Genomic DNA, 18,294 nt, shown 5'->3' with positions numbered 1-18,294 from the left:
TGCGGTCCTTCGTGCTGTGGGCCCTCGGGCCTGTCGTCAAATTCCCCGGGAATTTGGCGACAGGCCCCAGGGCCGCCGTCAGTCGGTGAAGCCGTGGTGGGCGATCTCCAGCACCTCCGTGGCGACGGCGGGACTCGACGGGTCGAGGGTCGGTCCCTGCCAGCTGACGGGCAGGACGTCGATCAGCCCCCAGCGGGCGACCTCCGACCCGTCCGCCCGCAGCGCCGAGATCTGAGCGGTGGGCCGCTTGACCCCGGTCTGCACGGAGGAGATCCACTTGGCGACCTTGGTGGTGTCCGGGGTCAGCGGGCGGGTCAGCCGGATGGTGGAGAAGGTGACGCGGGTGGGCAGCGCCCAGACGAAGCCGTTGTTGCCTCCCTCCTGCCGGTGCTCGATCTCCACCTGCGACGACAGGCCCTGACACCCGTTGAAGTAACCGAGGCTCTCGCCGTCGATGGCGAGGGTGAACCAGATGGTGGAGCCCGGGTCCTGACGGGGCATCGGGGTGAGCCTTTCTGTTCTGTCGTGGCCGTGGCCGTTTCGCTGGTGGTGCCCGGTCAGGGGCGGGGATCGCGGAGCCGGCCGATCCGCTCGCGGTCCAGGCGCAGTTCGGTACGGATGAGGCGGGTGATCCGCCCGATGATCCGGTGCACCAGCTCGTCGAGCTGGAACTCGGTGAGCTCGCGCGGATCGAACCCGCCCGCGGGCACCGCCGTGTACGCGGGTAGCGAGTCCGCCGCCGCCGAAGGCGTGGGGCCCGGTGTGTAGGAGGGCAGGCCGTCATCCGGTGTCGCGCTGTACGACGGCAGAGGGTCGGCCGATGGGGCTTGGCCGGTCGAGGAGCTCCCCAGGTGGTCCAGCGTGGTGGCCACGGTGGACGCCGTGGAGGCGGCGAGCGCGCCGATGCTCCGGCCGGGCAGACGCTGGACCGTCGGCATCGACGTGGTGCCCACGGGGGCCTGGGCACCTGCTGCTGGTACGGGGGCGGAGTGGAGCGGGTGAGGGGGTGTCTGCGGGGGCGGAGTGAGACGGGTGACGGGCAACGGGGTCCGGGTGCCGACGGCACCGGGCGCGGAAGGGCGGAGCAGGGGCACGGTCTTGGAGGGCGCGGGACGGGTGCCGAGTGCGCGCTGGACCAGGGGGTCGCTCCCGGTCGCCGGGGTCGTGGCCGGGGCGTGGTGGACCGGCGGCGGGGGCGCCATGGGCAGGGAAGGGGCGACCCCCGGCGAAGGGGGCGGGAGCGGCACCGCACCGCTGGTGGTCGGTGCGGCGGCTCTCTGGACCGGCGCGGGTGTACCGCCGTTGGTGCTGCCGACGCCCGGGCCCGGTGCCGTACGCCGCCCGGCGAGCGGCATGGTGTCGGCGGGCGGGGCGGGGAGCGGGGGACCGAGCGGTGAGCGCCGGGCCGGGGTGGAGTTGTGCGGAGCCGGAGTGGTGGCGGCCGGACCCAGCCCGGGAGCCGGAGCCGGGCCGGGAGTCGGGGCCGGGCCAGGAACCGGACCCGGGCCAGGAACCGGGGCCGGGTTCCCGGGCGAGGAGGCTCGAACGGCCGGGCTCGGGCCGATGGCGACGGGCCTCGACAGGACGGGGGCGCCGAGACCCGCACGGGCTGCCGAAGTACTGCGCTGGACCGGGTGTACGGAAGTGTCGACGGGGTGCCGGAGGGTGGCCTTCCCGGTCGTCGGTCCCGGCAGGGAGCTGGAGGTGGCCGGGGTGGCGCCCGGGATCGTCATGGATCGCTGCACCGGAGGCGTCGCAGGACCCGGAGGGACGGCGGGAGCGCTGGTATGCCGAGCCGTACCGGACGTCGACGGAGCCGGTGTGGTCGGCGTGCGGCGCGCCTGTGCCGGGGAGGGCTGCCTCGTCTCCGGTCGGCGACCGGGGGCTGCTGCCCGTCGCTGCACGGTGTCCGCCGCGTCGGTTACCTGGGGCGAACGATCTCCGTTGGACGGTGCGTTCACCGAGGGCCGCACCGAAGGCAGCTGCGCCGCAGGCGCGTCGGCCGCGGTGCGCATCGGCGCAGGGGCAGGGGCAGGAGCGGGTTGGCTCCGGGCGCCGACAGAGCCGGGGGACGAATCCCCGGTGCCGGACGGTCGGTTGGCGCCCGGCACCCCTCCCCCGCCGGAGCTCGGCGCGGACGTCGGTTGGGACACGGCCCGCTGGACCGACGCAGTCGGCAGCGGCGCGCGTGACGTGCCGAGACCTCCACCGGCCGAGACTCCTGACCGCGCCGTGCTGGACGTCCGGTCGGCGCCGGGCGCACGCTCCGGCCGGTCGGCGGCCCGGGAAGGGCGGCCGTCGTTGGGCATCGCGCCGTCAAGGGCGGCTGTGGGCCCACTCGTCGGCGTACGACGGGGCGCCGGGGAGGGTCGGGAGCCGGACGGCCCGGCAGATTCGGTCCGGGCGGTCGATGCGGGGCTCTGCGCCGAAGCCGCCCGCTGTACGACCGGGCTGCCGGGCGCCATACGGGTGTTGGGAGCAGAATCCGCACCGCCGCCGGGCGAGGTCGCGGGGCGTATCGGGTCGGGACGAGCGCCGGGCTCGGTCGGCGCGGGCCCGCGCGCGGGCACAGCACGCTGCACCGGAGCGCCCGGAGACGTACCCAACCCAGGGCCAGACGCAGCAGAGCCGCCGGGCATATTCACGCGAGATCCCGCATCGGGGCGCGGCCCATGCCCGGTCGGTGCGGAGCCACGCGTGGGCACCCCACCCCCAGCCCGAGCGCCCGGAGACATACGCGCCCCGGCGTCAGACGCAGCAGAGCCACCGGGCGTATTCACACGAGATCCCGCATCAAGGCGCGGCCCATGCCCGGTCGGTGCGGAGCCACGCGGCGGCACCCCACCCCCGACCTGGGCACCCGGAGACGTACGCGCCCCGTTGTCCGGCACAGTCCGGTCGACTGGTCGATTCGCGGTACGTACCGGATCAGGACCAGCAGCATCGGGAGTACGGACCGTGGCGGCGGGCCTGGGCTCCTGCGCGGACACCGCCCGCTGCACCGGCCGACCGGCCGACGCCGGGGCATCGGCGGGCGCGGATCCACGGGTCGCGGACGAGCCCGTCGCAGGCGCGACGGGGACAGGATGCGGCGAGGCCTGGCCGGTTCGGTCGTCGTCGGGGGACGACTGCGCCGCCGCGGAGGACCCCGGCTCGGCACCCGTCGTACGGCGGGTGGCGGGCAGGGCGCGGCGCTGTATGGCCGCCGCCTCGGTCGGAGCCTTGGTCAGGGAGGGCCGCGCGGGCGGGGCGGAGGGCACGGGTGTCGCGCGAATGCCTCGGGCGGCCCGGGGATGCGTGTTCACCGGTGCCGTGAGAGAAGCTGCCCGCGCGGAGTGCGCCGCCCGCTGGACCGAGCGGGCGGGGGCCTTGGACCGGGCCGTGGGTGCGGCAACCGCGCCCGGCCGCACCGCCGTAGGTGCGGACGCCGTGCTCGCCGCCGGTACCGACCGCAGCGGCGCGACCGGCATCCGTTGCGACACCGGACCACCGGCGGACGAGCCCAACAGGCCTGCTCGCGTGGGCTGTTCGGGCTCCGCCGAGAATGACGCCGAGCCGGTGAACGCGCGCGAGAGCAGGCTGCTGCCCGCCGCCGGGTTCAGCACGGCCGGGGACGGCGCTGCCGTGAACGACGGGTTCTGCCACGTCGGCAACCGTCCGCCGAACCCGGCGTCCACGACCCCCGCACGCGCCCCGCCCACCGCCCGCTGGATCGGCGGCATGTGAGGCCAGGCCGCGACGGCCGTTCGCACGGGCACGTCCGGACTCGCCGGGCCGCTGACCAGGAGGTCCGGGTCGGAGCCCGTCGCCACGCCCACACCCGCACCCACACCCACAACGGCACCAGGACCGCCGCCGTCCCCGCCGACACCCTCCCCGCGCTCGTCCCGACGGCCCCGCAGCCGGTCCAGGAATCCCACCGCTCAGCCCTCCGCCGCGCCGCGCGTCACCAGGGACGCGATCTGGTCCGTATACCTGCGGCGGTCGTGGTGCTCCAGGTCCAGGATCGCCTCCAGACTCCAGTGGAAGTGGTAGGCGACGTACGCGACCTCCTCGTGCAGCCGGTCGGTCGCGTACGTCACGATTCCCCCAGGCGGCTCCCGCCGAGTTCCACCTCGAAGGGCTCCGAGCAGTGCGGACACCGGACGGCTGCCCGGGTGTGGCCCTCCGCGTTGATCTGGCGGTAGAAGTCCTGCAGGAACGCCAGGTCGGAGGCGAACATGTTCTCCACGATCCCGTCGTGCACCATCGCCAGCGTGCCGAGCCGGGTGATGACCCGGCCGAGCAGCACGACCGAGAGGTACGCGGGGTTCTCCTGGACGCGCACGTCGCGCAGCGGGACGAGTTCGTCCCGCGCCGTGGACAGGCGCATCACCCCGTCCCGGTGCACCGTGCCCGACTCGTCCACGTATCCGCGCGGCAACTCGAAAGGGAACTCGGTGCGCAACCGGTCCCGTTGAACCGTCTCGGCAGGTTGCTGCTCGGGGGATGCGACGGCGGGAGCCGACTGGGGGTAGTCCTCTCCCGCCGCCGCGCTCATGGGGGCGGCGCCCGGCGCCGTGGCCGTCGTACGCCGCATTACTCGATGACCAGTTCTTCGAAGACGATGGTGACGGTCTCGGTCAGCGCGGCGGCCTCGCCCGCCTTCACCGCACTCGCGTCGATCTTGCTGCACCAGGCGTTGCGCAGGTTGTACCGCTTCACCGGGTTGTCCTCGAAGTCCATCAGGATGATGGAGGCGTTCTTGCGGGCCGTGGACATCCGGCCGTTGATGGAGTCGTTGATCCACTGGGTGAACGAGGACGACTGGGTCATACCGCGCACCACGGTGCACTGGCCGTCCTTCTGCGTGCCCGGCAGCAGGGCGATCTCGCTCTTGCCGGTCGCGCCGTTGTTCTGCGGGTACTTGATGACGTCCTGTTCGAGGCTGAGGCCGCTGACCTCGGCGAGGTACTCGACCATCACCCCGTCGATCTGGAGGCCGAAATTGTGTGAGGTAAGGGAGTCACCCGGCTGGAGAGACATCTGTTCGCTGTCCTTCTAAAGGAAAAGGGAAGGGAAAGGGCCGGCGGCGGGCAGGGGCACCGGGATCCGGTGCCGAGAGGCCCGGCCTGCTCCTCCAGCTCCCCGCTTCCGCTGGAGAACTGGGCAAGCCGGAAGATCACGAACTCGGCGGGCTTGACCGGCGCGATGCCGATCTCGCACACCACCCGGCCGAGGTCGACCGACTCCGGCGGGTTCGTCTCCTCGTCGCACTTGACGTAGTACGCCTCCGAGGGGCTCTGGCCGAAGAGCGCTCCGCTGCGCCACTCGTTGACCAGGAACGCCGAGACGTTGCGGCGGATGCGGGCCCAGAGGTTGTGGTCGTTCGGTTCGAACACCACCCACTGGGTGCCGATCAGGATGGACTCCTCCAGGTAGTTGAAGTACCGGCGGATGTTCAGGTAGCGCCAGGCCGGGTCGGAGGAGAGCGTGCGGGCTCCCCACACGCGGATGCCGCGGCCGGGGAAGGCGCGGATGCAGTTGACGCCGACGGGGTTGAGGAGGTCCTGCTCGCCCCGGGTGATCTGGAGTTCGAGGTCGACGGCGCCGCGCACGACCTCGTTGGCGGGGGCCTTGTGCACACCGCGCTCGGAGTCGTTGCGGGCCCAGATGCCGGCGATGTGGCCGCTCGGCGGGATGAGGCGGGACTGCCCGGAGGCCGGGTCGAAGGACTTGATCCAGGGGTAGTACAAGGCCGCGTACTTGGAGTCGTAACCGGCCGTCTCCTGGCGCCATACGCGGATCTGGCGGGCGTTCTGCCCGGGCGGCGGGTCGATGATGGCGACCCGGTCCCCCATCAGCTCGCAGTGGGCGATGAGGCCGAGCTGGACGGCCTTGACGGCCTCCAGGTCGATCGCGCCGCGCTGGTAGACGGCCATCAGGTCGGGCACGGCGACCATGGAGATCTCGTCGATGGCCTCCAGGCCGCCGAAGCCGGTGCGGTCGGCGGAGTCGCCGAGGTAGTGCGCCGGGCCGGGGTGCGCGGCCTCGTCCGGTCCGGCGTCGCGGGACGCGGCGGGAGCGGGCGCGGGCGGCGCGGGCAGGGTCACCGTCTGGTTCTCCGGCCGGGCCAGCTGCGCGGAGGGCGCCGCCTCGGTCACGGTGATGAGCCGGGACTGCTCCTTGACCTGTGTGACGACGTAGGAGCGGTTGCCCTTCTTGGCGCTCACGTCGAAGGTCTCGACCGGCTTGCCGCCGTCCTTGACGATCAGCCGGAACCGCTCGGCGGGACCCTCGCCCTCGGGGTCGGCGACCTCGACGGTCAGCGGACCGTTCGCGCCGGCGGCGGTGGCCGTCACCGCGAACGTGCCGAGCTGCACGGGCTCGGCGGCGGGCAGGGCGGCCGGGGCGGAGGTGCCCGCCACCGCGGCCGGGTTCGACGCCGCGCCCCGGCCGTTCCCGGCGGCGCCGTCGGCCGAGCCGCCGACCCGGACCACATACGCGGCGGAACCGCCGTTGTTGAAGAACCCGTAGACGGAGTGCGCGAGGTAGTAGCCGTCGGAGAAGTCACCGAAGGCCGCGACGTACTGGGTCCAGTTGGTCACCAGGGTCGGCTCGTTGAGCGGCCCGGTCGGGGCGAGCCCGACGAAGGCCGCGACCGACGTGCCCACGCCCTCGATCGGGCGCGAGCCGCTGGCCACCTCCTCGACGTAGACGCCGGGCGACAGATAGGACGGCATGCTCTGCTCTCCTCGGGGTACGCGACAGGACTCTCCTCACTCTCACTCGCGCGCCACCCTCACCGAAACGGCCTCAGGGGCCGGTGCGGGGGCAGTGGGGTTGCCCTCGGCGGTGCCCGTAGGGACAGGGGGACCGCGTCTTGGCCGAGGCCGTTCCGGCGACGCCGTTGTACCCGTCCGCGCACCGGGCCGACAGGGCCGTTGGGGCACCCTTCGAGGCAGATCCGGCAGGTATACGGTCACACCGGATCCGATACGTCCGTGGAGCCCCCTCCCGTGTCCGCGCGGGCAAACAGGCAGGTGATGCCGGGCAACTCACCCTGTCCCAACGGCTCCTGACACCACGGAAGAAGCCCCCTAGCGTCATCGTGTGAGCCTATGGACTTCCCTGGAACCCGCGTCCGCGACCGTCGACCCCGGCAGCACCACCCAGGTGCGGCTGCGGGTGCGCAACACCGGTGACGTGGTGGACGAATACCGCTTCGAGCCCGTGGGCGGGCCCGCGCCCTGGACCACGGTGGAGCCGCAGACCTTGCGGCTTTACCCGGGAACGACCGGGACGGTGGAGCTGACGTTCGCGCCGCCCCGCACCCCGGACGCCACGGCCGGGCCGAACCCGTACGCGGTGCGGATCACCCCGACCGAGCACCCACAGGCGGTGACCGTCCCCGAGGGAAACCTCACCGTCACGCCGTTCAGCGAGGTGCGGGCGGAGCTCGTGCCGGTGACGGTCAAGGGGCGGTTGCGCGGACGGCCACGGCTCGCGGTCGACAACCTCGGCAACACCAAGGTGACCGCGTCGGTCAGCGGCAGCGACACCGGGGAGCACCTCTCGTACGAGATCCGCCCCGCCGCCGTGCAGATCGAGCCGGGGCGGGCGGCGTTCGTGGACGCGGCGCTCAGGCCCCGGCGGATCATCTGGTTCGGCTCCAAGGGGGAGCGGCCGTTCACCCTGGCCGTACGCCGCTCCGGAGCCGAGCCCACCCAGGTGCAGGGCACCTACGTGCAGCGCGGCTTCCTGCCCCGCTGGCTGGCGACCTCCCTCGGCCTCGTCACCGCCCTCGCGATCACCTTCGTCATGCTGTGGATCGCCTACAAGCCCCAGGTACGCAGCAGCGCCACCGAGCAGACCCAGCAGGCGGGCAACACCCTTCCGCCCAGCGCCGCACCCAAACCGCTGGCTACGCCCAGTGCCGCCGAGCCGCCCCAGAAGGAACAGCCGCCCGGCGGCGACTCCAAGGGCGGCGGCGGTGACCCGGCACCGGCCAAGAAGCCTGCCGACCCGCCCCCCGTGGTGCCTGCCACCAACATCCTGCTGCGCAACACCACCACGAAGATGTGCGCCGAGCTCCCCGGGCGCGACAAGGGGCAGCTCAACGGCCCCGTCCAGCAGGCGACTTGCCATGAGACGGGAGACAACCAGAACTGGAACCTCGAAGTGACGGATCCCAAGGGGGGTCCGGGCGGAGTGCCGCTGTTCCTGATCCGCAACGTCAAGGACCAGCTGTGCATGGACCTGCCCTACTACGGGGCCCAGCCCGTCCGTACCGGGATCACCGAGTTCACCTGCGACGGCACGACCGCCGACAACCAGCTGTGGTGGATCCAGAAGCAGGACAGCGGCGCCTACTGGATCCGTAACGTCGCCAGCGACAACAAGTGCCTGGACGTCGGGGGCTACAGCGACGGCGGTGTCGGCGCCAGGCTGACGCTCTTCGACTGCAGCAACACCGACGACCAGGAGTGGCAGGTCATCCACCCCGCGAAGGGTTGAGTCACCAGCCACCCTCCCCCGGCACCAGGCGGCCCGCCTTGCGGTATTCGCGGCGGGCCCCCTCCAGGAGGTCGGCGGCGGTCACCTCGTCCCCGCGTCCGGCGGCCAGGTAGGCGGCGGAGACCACCGCGCTGCGGATCGACCCGCCGGCCATCTCGAAGTCCCGCGCCAGCGGCTCCGGGTCGATCCCGTCGACGCACGGTACGTGCGCCAGGCCGTGCCGCCACAGGGCCAGGCGCTGCCCGGCGTCCGGGAACGGGAAGTCGACCACCAGGTCCAGGCGCCGGGTGAACGCCTCGTCGATGTTGGCGCGCAGGTTGGTGGTGAGCAGCGCGATCCCGTCGAAGGACTCCAGCCGCTGGAGCAGATAGGCGCTCTCCATGTTGGCGTACCGGTCGTGCGCGTCCTTCACCTGGGACCGCTTGCCGAAGACGGCGTCGGCCTCGTCGAAGAGGAGTACGGCGTCGGTGCGGTCGGCCTCCGTGAAGATCCGCTCCAGGTTCTTCTCGGTCTCGCCCACGTACTTGTCGACGATCGACGACAGTTGGACGGCATAGAGGTCGAGGCCCAGGTCGGCGGCGACCACCTCCGCCGACAGCGTCTTGCCGGTGCCGGACTCGCCCGCGAACAGACCGAGGACGCCCCGGCCGCGCCCGCCGCCCGCGCTGAGCCGCCAGTCGCCCAGCACGCGGTCGCGGTGGCGGGCGCGCACGGCCAGTTCGCGCAGCTGGGTGAGGGGACCTTCGGGCAGGACGAGGTCCCGCCAGTCCACGGCGGGCCGGATCCGCCGGGCGTGCCGTTCCAGACCCGAGGCCGACTGGCGGCGGGCGGCGAGGCGGACGTGGGCGGCGGTCACCGGCGTACCGTCGAAGGCCGCGAGGGCGCGGGCGGCCTGCGCGGCACGCTGGACGCGGTCGCCGCCCAGGCGGTAGGGGGCGACGGTGGCGGCCAGGTCGAGGCCGTCGGCGTCCGCGCCGAGCGCGGCCTGCCAGGCGGACGTTCCTCCGGCCCGGCGGCACGGAGCTTCGAGGACCAGCGGGTCGTACGGGGACCAGTGCGGGTCGTAGGGGCGGGGGTCCGTCAGCAGTACGGTCACGTCCGGTGCCTCGGTGAGCGCCCGCACCAGCGGGCCGGGGTGTTCGGGCAGCCCCGGCACGACGACCGCCCGCCCGCTGAGGCGTGCCTCGCGCAGCAGCTCGGGGACGCGGTCCGCCGGGTCCGGGCAGCGCAGTGCGTCGAGGCCGGCGGCGCGCAGGGCGGTGGCGAGGGCGGCCAGGCCGTCCCCCTCCCGTGGTTCGCGCAGGTAGGCGATGAGCGGGCCGGTGCGCAGGCGGGCCGCCAGCCGAGCCGTGAACTCCTCGGCGCCTGGGGCGGCCGGCAGCGGGTCCGGCATCGGGTGCAGCCGGCCGAGGAGGGCGGCGTCCGGGGTGTCGTCGCCGAGGAGATGGCCGATCAGCCGGTCGGGCACGCGCAACGCGCGGCTGAGGAAGGGGCGTTCGGGGTCCTCGTCCTCCAGCAGGCCGAGGGCGCGCAGGGGCGCCGACGCGTGGAGGCGGGCACGGGCCTGCGCCGTGGACGCGGGCAGCCCGCACAGGTCGAGGGCCAGGCCCGCGGTGGCGCGGCGGCGGCTCACGTCGTCGTTGAGGTAGCCGTACAGCGCCTCGAAGGTGCGGTCGACGTCCGGGGCGAGGGCGATGAGCAGGACGGTGGTGTCCCACTCGGTCAGCCCCGTCCGCTCGGCCAGCCGCCCCAGCCGGTCGGCGGGGCCCATCGGCCGGATGGCAACGGGTACGACGGGCTCACTGTCGCCCTCGGTGGGCGGCCAGGTGTGCAGCAGGTGGTGCACCGCCTCGTCGGACAGGTAGAGGCCGCGCAGCGGCTCGTCGGCCGTGGGGTCGGCGGCGACGCGGTGCTCGACCAGCGCGGTCACCCGTTCCCGGAGGGCGGCGAGGCGGGCGAGCAGCGCGTGGGCGGGCTCGTCGTACGGGTCGGGCACCGGCGCGCCGGGGGCAGCGGCCGGTGTCTCGGCGTATCGGGCGTTCATCGCGGTTCCGGACGATCGGGCGCCGCGGCCTCGCGGACCTCGCGCGCGGAGGCCACCTGGTGCGGCCGGTGGGAGCGTTCGGAGGACCGCTGTGGACCACCGCCGGTGCCGTGCAGCCGGACCGTCGCCCCTTCGGTGACCGCGGGCCCGGCGTCGTACTCGGGGAAGGCGGGGAAGGGCACGGTCACCACCAGATCGAGGGACGGCCTCAGTTCGCCTCCCAGGGCGGACCAGATCTCGGCGAGGGAGCGGGACTCCGTCCGGCTGCCGGCCACCGTCACCGGCACCGAAAGGCCCAGCGCCGCCAGGGAGCCGGGGAGTTCCGCCGGCGGCACCAACTCCCGTGTCAGCAGGGTCGCCAGGACCGCCGACAGCAGCCGGTGTTCGTCCTGCGGGGTCTTCGTCCACGCCGTCACCAGGTACGAAAGGCGGAACCAGCGCGGTGGCCGACGGCGGCGCACCACGATGTCCCGCTCGTCGCGCACCGGCATGTGGCCGCGCTGACGCCGGTCCACGTCCTCCCGGAGGTCGTACAGGTACGTGTTGACCACGGGCGCGTTGCGGCGGGCCGCCCAGTCCCGGGTGGGTGCCTCGAAGGACACGTCGATGCCGGAGCCCGCCAGCGCTCCGCCGCCGAGGAGGCGTTTGAGTACCTCGTCCACCTCGTGGATCACGTTCGCGCTCCCGCCATGCCGGTCCGCCGACTCCCTCGCTGTCGCCTTCCGCCACCGATCGTGCCCCGCGCACCCCCCGGCCCGCAGGCACGGCGGGACCGACGGCCGGGCAGACGTCCTTGCCCGTACGGACCGAAGTGACCGCCCGGGCGTGCCCGTTCGGTCAGATGTAGCCCTCCCGCAGGGCGTAGGCCACGGCGTGCGCGCGGTTGCGCAGGTGCAGCCGTGTGGTGAGGCCGTGGATCACGTTCTTGACGGTGCGTTCGGAGTAGGACAGCTTGCAGGCGATCTCCCCGGTGTCGAGCCCCTCGGCGACCAGCCGCAGCACGTCCACCTCGCGGGGCTGGAGGCCCAGCGAGGGGGCGCCGAGGCGGTCCGCCGCGCCCCGGTGCAGGGTGCCCACCTGGTTGATGAGCCGTCCGAGCAGGTCCGCGGGCAGGTCTCCGTCGCCTCGGGAGGCGGCGAGGACCGCCTGCACCAGCCGGTGGGCGGTGGCCTCGTTCCGCCAGACGATGGCGCCGATGCCGCATCCGACGATGTCCAGCAGCTCCGTCTCACGGATCGCGTCGACCACGACCACGGCCCGCGCGCCCTCACTGCGCACGATCCTGCGCAGCCGGGTGAGCGCCGCCTCGTCGAGCGTGTTCTCGATGAGCAGGGCGACCGTGTCGGGGCCGGGCTGCTCACGCAGCTCGATCTCCGGATGCCGGCGCAGCTGGCTGACCGCTCCCTCCCGGCTGATCGGGTCCGGGGCGGTGACCGCCACCGGGACGCGCCGAGGGACGGCGTGGCCTTCCGCGACGTCGGACACCGTGGCGGTCCGCGATGAGTTGAGCAACCGTCTCCCCTGTTCACGAGCGTGCCGTACGGATTCGTCCGGCATCGGATGGCTTCTTCACCCTTTGGTGCCGCGGCGGTGTGCGCAATCGTGGAGCACCACGAGGCACACCACGAGACCGTCACGTCCGCCCCCGCGAACAGCGCGCCGCACCCCCTCAAGTGATCGATCTCACCCCCACCTTCACCGGCCTCCGCACGTCTTTTCCAAGGAAGATCGTCTTACCGGGCGTCAGGAGGCAGCGATGAGCGGACCGTTCCGCGCGGGCGAACGCGACGGCGCCGACGCGCTGATCACGGCGCGGATCGAGCGTGCCCGGTCCGGCGCCGGCGGCCTCGTCGTGCTGCGCGGCGCCACGGGCACCGGCCGCACCGCCGTACTGGAGGCCGCCGCCGAGCACGCCGCGGAGTGCGGTCTGCGGGTGCTGCGCGTGCGCTGCTCGTCCGAGGGCACCGCGGTGCCCTTCGCCGCGGTGCGGCATCTGCTGGCCCCCGTACCGGAGTTCACGGGCACCGCGGCCGACGCGGACGACCGCGCCGACGCGGCCCGGCTGTGGCGGCTGCTGTGCTCGTACGCGGCCGAACGCCCGCTGCTGCTGGCCGTGGACGACGTCCACCTGGCCGACGACTCCTCACGTCACTGGCTGCGCGAGGCGGCCCGGCACATCGACCGATTGGCCGTACTGGTGGTGGCCACCGAGCGCAGCCAGTACGACATCGAGCCACGGCCCGCCGGACTCACCCAGCCGCTGTCGCCCTCCCTCGTACGCACCCACACCCTCGCCCCGCTCGGCGACCGGGCGGCGGCCGATGTGGTCCGGGAGGCCTTTCCCACGGCCGGACCGCGGTGGACGGCGGCCTGCGTGCGCGCCGCCGCGGGCAGTCCGCTGCTGCTGCACGCCCTCCTCGACGACCTGGGCGGCGCCCCTCAGGACGACCTGCCCCCGACGGGCGAGCCGCCCCTGCCCGAGACCTGCGCGGCCCTGTACCCCGGGGCCTATCCGGCGGCCGTCTCCTGGTGGCTGCACAGCGCCGGTCCCGCCACGGCCGAGGTGGCCCGCTGTCTGGCGGCACTGGAGCAGGCCTGGCCGCCGGAACCGGCCGTGGACGACCCGAGCGGAAAGGCCGCGAGCGATCCCGTGCACCTCCTCTCCGAGGCCACCGGTGCCGACCCCGTCCGGATCGCCGGCTGGCTCGCCGCGATGACCCGGCTCGGCCTGCTGCGTCCCGACGCCACCGGCCGTCCCCGCTACGCGCATCCGCTGCTGCGCGACGCGGTGCTCACCGGCTGGCCCGAGACGAGCCGGCAGGCGGCGCACCGGGCGGCGGCGCAGGCGATGCTGCACCAGGGCGAACGGGCCGAGGCCATCGCCCGGCACCTGCTGCGGGCGCCGGGCGGCGAGCCGCCCTGGGCGCTGCGCGTCCTGCGGGACGCGGTGACGGTCGCCGTGCACGACGCCCGGCCCGACGACGCCGTCGGCTATCTGCGCCGCGCGCTGGACGAGCCGCTTCCCGACGCCCAGCGGCAGCGGCTGCTGACCGAACTGGGTTCCCTGCACTACGCGTCGGCCGACGTCCCGGCAGCCATCGCGCGCCTGGCCGAGGCACAGCACCTGGCGGCCGAGCCCCGGAGCCGGGTGCGTACGGCGGTGGCCCTGGGCACCGCGCTGGCGGGCCGGGGCGAGGTCCGTACGGCCCTGGAGGTCCTGCACCGTACGCAGGGACAGCTCTCCGGCCACCCGGACCTGGCCCGTACGGTACAGACCGCGGCGGCCCTGCTGTCCGACGAGGACCCGGCGGCCCGGCAGCGGGTCTACCGGTGGCTGTGCGAGGCGGCGGACACCTCTCCGGAGCTGGTGGGCACCGCCGGACAGGCCCTGCTCGTACGGTATGCCGCCACGGCCGCGCTGATCTCGGCGCAAGAGGCGATGACCCGGATGCGGGACCTGCTCGCCCGGCCCACCGACCCGCTCGCCGAGCCGTTCCTGCTGGGGACGGCCGCCGCCGTGGCCCAGTGGGCCGACGAGCTCGACGAGGCGGACCGGCTCGTGGAGCAGGGGCTGGCCGGACAGCGCCCCGGGCTGCTGCACCCGATGCGGCACGCGCTTCTCAACACCCGCGCCGACATCGCCGCTTCCCGTGGCGATGCCGTCGGCCTCCTGACCGCTTATTTCGGTGCCGGCACGACGGTCGGTCCTGTGGAGTCCCGCTCCGGCCCGACCAACCGGGACGCCACCGCGCTGCTGGCGCTCGTCCACACCAGCCGCATCGAGGAGGCACAGCGGTTCGCCGCCGGGTTCGACCTGAGCGGGGCAGCGGAGAACTTCGAGCTGAACCGCTTCCTCTACGCGCGGGGCGTGCTGCGGGTCACCTCCGGCGACCCGGCGGGCGCGCTGCACGACTTCCTGGAGTGCGGGCGGCGCCAGTCCGCCCGCGGCGAGTTCAGCCCCGTCGTCACCCCGTGGCGGACGGCGGCGGCGCAGTGCCGCCTCGCGCTGGGCGGTGGGCCCGACGCGGTGACCCTGGCGGCGGAGGAGCTGCGGCTGGCCCGGGTGTGGAACACCCCGCGCACGGTGGGCCGCGCTCTGCGCGTGCTGGGTGCGGCCACCGGGGGGCGGCGCGGTCTTGAGCTGGCCGAGGAGGCCGTGGCGACCCTGCGCCCGGCGTCCGCCGCCACCGGCATGGAACTGGTCCGGGCCCTGCTGGCACAGGGCCGCCAGCTCCATGCCGCCGGCGAACGCACCCACGCCCGCGACTGCCTGCGCGAGGCCGCCGAACTGGCCGACGGCAAGGGCGCCGTGGGCATGGTCACGCTGGCCGGGCAGGCCCTGCGGCAGAGCGGCGCCCGGAACCCCGTCGTGTCCCGCACCGGCCCCGGAGCGCTGACCGGCAGCGAGCGCCGCATCGCCGAACTGGCCGCGGACGGCCTGACCAACACCGAGATCGCCGATCTGCTGCATCTGGCGCGCCGCACCGTGGAGACCCATCTGACCAGTACGTACCGGAAGTTGCGGATACGACGCAGAACGGGACTGGCCGAGGCGCTGGACCGGGACCCGAGCGGCACCGCTGGTCTGACGGCTTCGTCCGGTCAGTGAGGCCTTGGGGCGAATGGACCTGTGGCCCGGACCGTGCGCGCTCCTCGTCGGCCCCGGCCTCTTGGCGTAAACGTTTGGCGTAAACGTGTGGATGCCGGGGCCTCGCGATATTCGAGTCCAGTGGCGGCGACGGGTCTGCGGGAGCGACACCCGCTTACGGAATTCCGCCCTTTCAGGCCAGAAGTTCAACCTTTGCCCGGTCGAACTCTTCCTGGGTGAGATCACCCTTGTCTTTGAGGGCGGACAGCTTGCTCAGCTCGTCGGCCGAACTCGTGACGTTCCCCGCCGTCTTCCGGATGTACTGGCGGACCGCTTCCTCATACCCCTTGGCCTGCTGTGCGTCACGTTCCCCCATCCCCTTCCCCCGGGCGACGAGGTAGCCGAGGACGCCGAGGTACGGCAGCAGGAGTACGAGGACGAGCCATCCCGCCTTCCCCCACCCGCTCAGGCCGTGGTCACGGAAGACGTCCGTGACGACCTTCACCAGGAGGAAGAACCACATCACCCACAGGAACAACCACAGCATGGTCCAGAAAAGGTTGAGGAGTGGATAGTCGTCCATGCTTCGCTCCGATCACGGATGCGCTGCTTCATTCATTCAGGCGATTCAAATCTGCCGCACGCACACCGAGTACCGCCGCTTCTTTTTCGCCCATATGAAAGGCCGGGGGACGATGGCCGGATAAGCCGGATGGCCACCGCCGACGATCGCAGCTGAACAAATCAGGCCGTTGTGCTATCAGTTAGCGCCATACGGGAACGAACACGCCCCGGGTGCGCTGGAATTGCCCGATTCACCGGATACGGCGTGCGGGCAGGGAACATGCGAGACACGATCACCACCACGGCGACCTCGGCCGACGATGCCCCCCACCCCGAGCGGGTGCATTGCTGCCGGAGCGCTGATCGCGCGACCGTGTCGGGAGCGGTCGAGGAGCGGTTCAGCGAGTTGCTCGAAGCCGCACCGGACGCCATGGTGATCGTGGCCGACTCCGGAAGCATCCGCCTGGTCAACGCACAGACCGAGAAGCTCTTCGGGTACACGCGCGACGAGCTGCTGGGGCAGCCGGTGGAGATACTGGTCCCCGGCCGGTTCCGCGACCAGCACGCCTCGCACCGCGGCGGCTACGCAGCCGCCCACCAGGTACGGCCCATGGGCGCGGGCCTGGAACTGCACGGGCTGCGCAAGGACGGCACCGAATTCCCCGTCGAGATCAGCCTCAGCCCGCTGGACACCGCAGACGGGCTGTTCGTGTCGGCCGCCGTACGCGACGTGAGCGAGCGCAGGGCCGCCGAACAGCGGTTCCGGGGCCTGCTGGAAGCGGCACCCGACGCCATGGTGATCGTGGACGACTCCGGGATCATCCGGCTCGTGAACGCACAGACCGAGGCGCTGTTCGGCTACCGGCGCGAGGAACTGCTGGGCCGCCCCGTGGAATACCTCGTCCCGCACCGCTTCCGCGCCCACCACGCGTCGCACCGCAACAGCTACAGCACCAACCAGCAGGTGCGGCCCATGGGCGCCGGCCTGGAACTGCACGGACTGCGCAAGGACGGCACCGAATTCCCCGTCGAGATCAGCCTCAGCCCGCTGGAGACCGCAGACGGGCTCCTCGTCTCCGCCGCGGTCCGCGACGTCAGTGAACGCAAGGCCGCCGAACAGCGCATCAACGAGCTCGCCCATCTCGTCGAGTCCTCCCAGGACGCGATCCTCTCCAAGACCCTCGACGGCCGCATCGCCTACTGGAACTCCGCCGCGCAGCGGATGTACGGCTACACCTCCGAGGAGGCCATCGGCCAACCGGTGACGATGCTCGCCCCGCCGGGCCACGAGGACGAGATCGCCGCACTCCTGGAGCGGCTGGCCCGGGGTGAGAAGGTCGAGAACTACGAGACCCTGCGCGTCACCCGTACCGGCCGGATGCTGGACGTCGACGTCACGCTGTGGCCCACCCGGACCACCGACGGCATGGTGAACGGCGCCTGCGCCATCGTCCGTGACATCAGCGACCGCAAGCACGCCGAGGCCGAGCTCACCGCGCTGTACGAGCAGCAACGCCACATCGCGCTCACCCTGCAGCGCAGCCTGATGGGCACCCCGCCGGCCATCCCCGGTCTGGCCACCGCCAGCCGCTACCTGCCCGCGACCCAGGGCGCGGGGGTCGGCGGCGACTGGTTCGACCTCATCCCGCTCGGCGCGGGCCGGGTGGGGATCCTGATGGGCGACGTGATGGGCAGGGGGCTCGAAGCAGCGGCCGTGATGGGGCAGTTGCGCTCCGCCGCCCACGCCCTGGCCAAGACCGGCATGGAACCGCGCCGGCTGATGCAGGCCCTGGACTCGGTCGTCGCCGACCTCGACGTCCCCGACCAGCTGGTCACCTGCTGCTATCTGGTCATCGCCCCCGACGCCGGAGCGATGACCGTCTGCTCGGCCGGGCACCTGCCGGCCCTCGTCGCCACTCCGGGCGACTCCGTGCGGGCCCTCCCGGTGCCCGTGAGCGCACCCCTCGGCGTGGGCGGCATCCTGCACCAGCAGAGCCGTGTCGTCCTCCCGCCCGGCGCCACGCTCGTCCTCTACACCGACGGTCTGATCGAAACCCCCGGCAGCGACATCGAGCACCGGGTCGCCGAACTGATCACCACACTGGAGGGCGCCTTCGCCGCCACCCAGGACCTGGAAGCCGCCGCCGACCACGTACTCACCGCGCTGCTCCCCGACACCGAGGGCCACGACGACGACGTCACGCTGCTCCTGGCCCGGCTGCCCGCCGCGCCGCTGGCCTCCGCCACCGCCGATCTGCCCGCCGCCCCCTGGACCGTCGCCGAAGCCCGGGCCCTCCTCACCAAGGTCCTCACCACCTGGGAATGCCTCCAGCGGTGCGACGACGCACGGCTGCTGCTCTCCGAAGTGCTCACCAACGCGATCCAGCACGCCCAGGGGCCCCTCGGCCTCCACCTGCGCCGCACCGCCACCGAGCTGACCGTCGAGGTCTGCGACCAGAGCCCGCAGCTGCCCCAGCCCCGGCTCGCCGCCGACGACGACGAGTCGGGCCGCGGACTCATCCTCGTCGACACCCTCGCCGACAATTGGGGCGTACGCACCAACGACAAGGGCAAGACGACCTGGTTCACGCTTGAGCTGTGA

General features: G+C 73.1%; 13 protein-coding genes and 1 pseudogene. 4 read left to right on the top strand and 10 right to left on the bottom strand.

What is annotated here, in order from left to right; all coding sequences use genetic code 11:
* Positions 1-78: 78 nt before the first annotated feature.
* Together QIY60_RS30045 and QIY60_RS30040 are read right to left on the bottom strand one after the other, a co-directional pair.
* Positions 79-501 (bottom strand): phage tail protein, encoded by a 423-nt coding sequence (locus tag QIY60_RS30045; RefSeq protein ID WP_283145317.1) that lies wholly within the window; start codon positions 499-501, stop codon positions 79-81.
* Between the two features lie 56 nt (positions 502-557).
* Complete coding sequence (locus QIY60_RS30040; RefSeq protein WP_283145316.1) at positions 558-953, bottom strand: hypothetical protein; 396 nt, start codon at positions 951-953, stop codon at positions 558-560.
* A 2,359-nt stretch (positions 954-3,312) separates the two neighbouring features.
* Between QIY60_RS30040 and QIY60_RS30035 the strand changes: the two genes are divergently transcribed.
* On the top strand, positions 3,313-3,726 hold the full coding sequence (locus QIY60_RS30035) for a hypothetical protein (protein ID WP_283145315.1): 414 nt from the start codon (positions 3,313-3,315) through the stop codon (positions 3,724-3,726).
* Positions 3,727-3,923: 197 nt separating this feature from the next.
* Here the strand turns inward: QIY60_RS30035 and QIY60_RS30030 are convergent, their stop codons facing one another.
* The 4 genes and pseudogenes from QIY60_RS30030 to QIY60_RS30015 all read right to left on the bottom strand — a co-directional run.
* Complete coding sequence (locus tag QIY60_RS30030; RefSeq protein ID WP_283145314.1) at positions 3,924-4,082, bottom strand: DUF6760 family protein; 159 nt, start codon at positions 4,080-4,082, stop codon at positions 3,924-3,926.
* Complete coding sequence (locus QIY60_RS30025) at positions 4,079-4,579, bottom strand: hypothetical protein (RefSeq protein ID WP_283145313.1); 501 nt, start codon at positions 4,577-4,579, stop codon at positions 4,079-4,081. The genes QIY60_RS30030 and QIY60_RS30025 overlap by 4 nt, the downstream gene beginning before the upstream one ends.
* Complete coding sequence (locus QIY60_RS30020; protein ID WP_190092937.1) at positions 4,579-5,025, bottom strand: phage tail protein; 447 nt, start codon at positions 5,023-5,025, stop codon at positions 4,579-4,581. Before QIY60_RS30020 ends, QIY60_RS30025 begins: the two co-directional genes overlap by 1 nt.
* Positions 5,026-5,114: 89 nt before the next feature.
* Positions 5,115-6,722 (bottom strand): annotated as a pseudogene (locus tag QIY60_RS30015) (phage tail sheath subtilisin-like domain-containing protein); the annotation flags it as partial.
* A 370-nt stretch (positions 6,723-7,092) separates the two neighbouring features.
* Between QIY60_RS30015 and QIY60_RS30010 the strand changes: the two are divergent.
* Positions 7,093-8,496 carry an RICIN domain-containing protein gene (locus tag QIY60_RS30010; protein WP_283145312.1) on the top strand — a complete coding sequence of 468 codons (1,404 nt, stop codon included), beginning with the start codon at positions 7,093-7,095 and terminating at the stop codon, positions 8,494-8,496.
* 1 nt (position 8,497) lies between these two features.
* Here QIY60_RS30010 and QIY60_RS30005 read toward each other — a convergent pair whose 3' ends face one another.
* The 3 genes from QIY60_RS30005 to QIY60_RS29995 all read right to left on the bottom strand — a co-directional run bounded on the left by QIY60_RS30005 (position 8,498) and on the right by QIY60_RS29995 (position 12,025).
* Positions 8,498-10,540, bottom strand: coding sequence for an AAA family ATPase (locus QIY60_RS30005; protein WP_283145311.1), 2,043 nt, complete (start codon positions 10,538-10,540; stop codon positions 8,498-8,500).
* On the bottom strand, positions 10,537-11,214 hold the full coding sequence (locus tag QIY60_RS30000) for a DUF4255 domain-containing protein (RefSeq protein WP_283145310.1): 678 nt from the start codon (positions 11,212-11,214) through the stop codon (positions 10,537-10,539). Before QIY60_RS30000 ends, QIY60_RS30005 begins: the two co-directional genes overlap by 4 nt.
* A gap of 163 nt (positions 11,215-11,377) precedes the next feature.
* Positions 11,378-12,025 (bottom strand): LuxR C-terminal-related transcriptional regulator, encoded by a 648-nt coding sequence (locus tag QIY60_RS29995; protein ID WP_283145309.1) that lies wholly within the window; start codon positions 12,023-12,025, stop codon positions 11,378-11,380.
* Between the two features lie 271 nt (positions 12,026-12,296).
* Between QIY60_RS29995 and QIY60_RS29990 the strand changes: the two genes are divergently transcribed.
* Positions 12,297-15,149 (top strand): AAA family ATPase, encoded by a 2,853-nt coding sequence (locus QIY60_RS29990; RefSeq protein WP_283145308.1) that lies wholly within the window; start codon positions 12,297-12,299, stop codon positions 15,147-15,149.
* Between the two features lie 172 nt (positions 15,150-15,321).
* On the opposite strand, the gene QIY60_RS29985 is transcribed toward QIY60_RS29990, so the two are convergent.
* Positions 15,322-15,711 (bottom strand): SHOCT domain-containing protein, encoded by a 390-nt coding sequence (locus tag QIY60_RS29985; RefSeq protein WP_283145307.1) that lies wholly within the window; start codon positions 15,709-15,711, stop codon positions 15,322-15,324.
* A gap of 261 nt (positions 15,712-15,972) precedes the next feature.
* On the opposite strand from QIY60_RS29985, the gene QIY60_RS29980 reads away from it, so the two are divergent.
* Positions 15,973-18,294, top strand: coding sequence for a PAS domain S-box protein (locus QIY60_RS29980; protein WP_283145306.1), 2,322 nt, complete (start codon positions 15,973-15,975; stop codon positions 18,292-18,294).

It is taken from the genome of Streptomyces sp. BPTC-684 (assembly GCF_030028635.1).
Taxonomy (GTDB): Bacteria; Actinomycetota; Actinomycetes; order Streptomycetales; family Streptomycetaceae; genus Streptomyces; species Streptomyces noboritoensis.
This window is presented reverse-complemented; position numbering and strand designations above follow the sequence as displayed.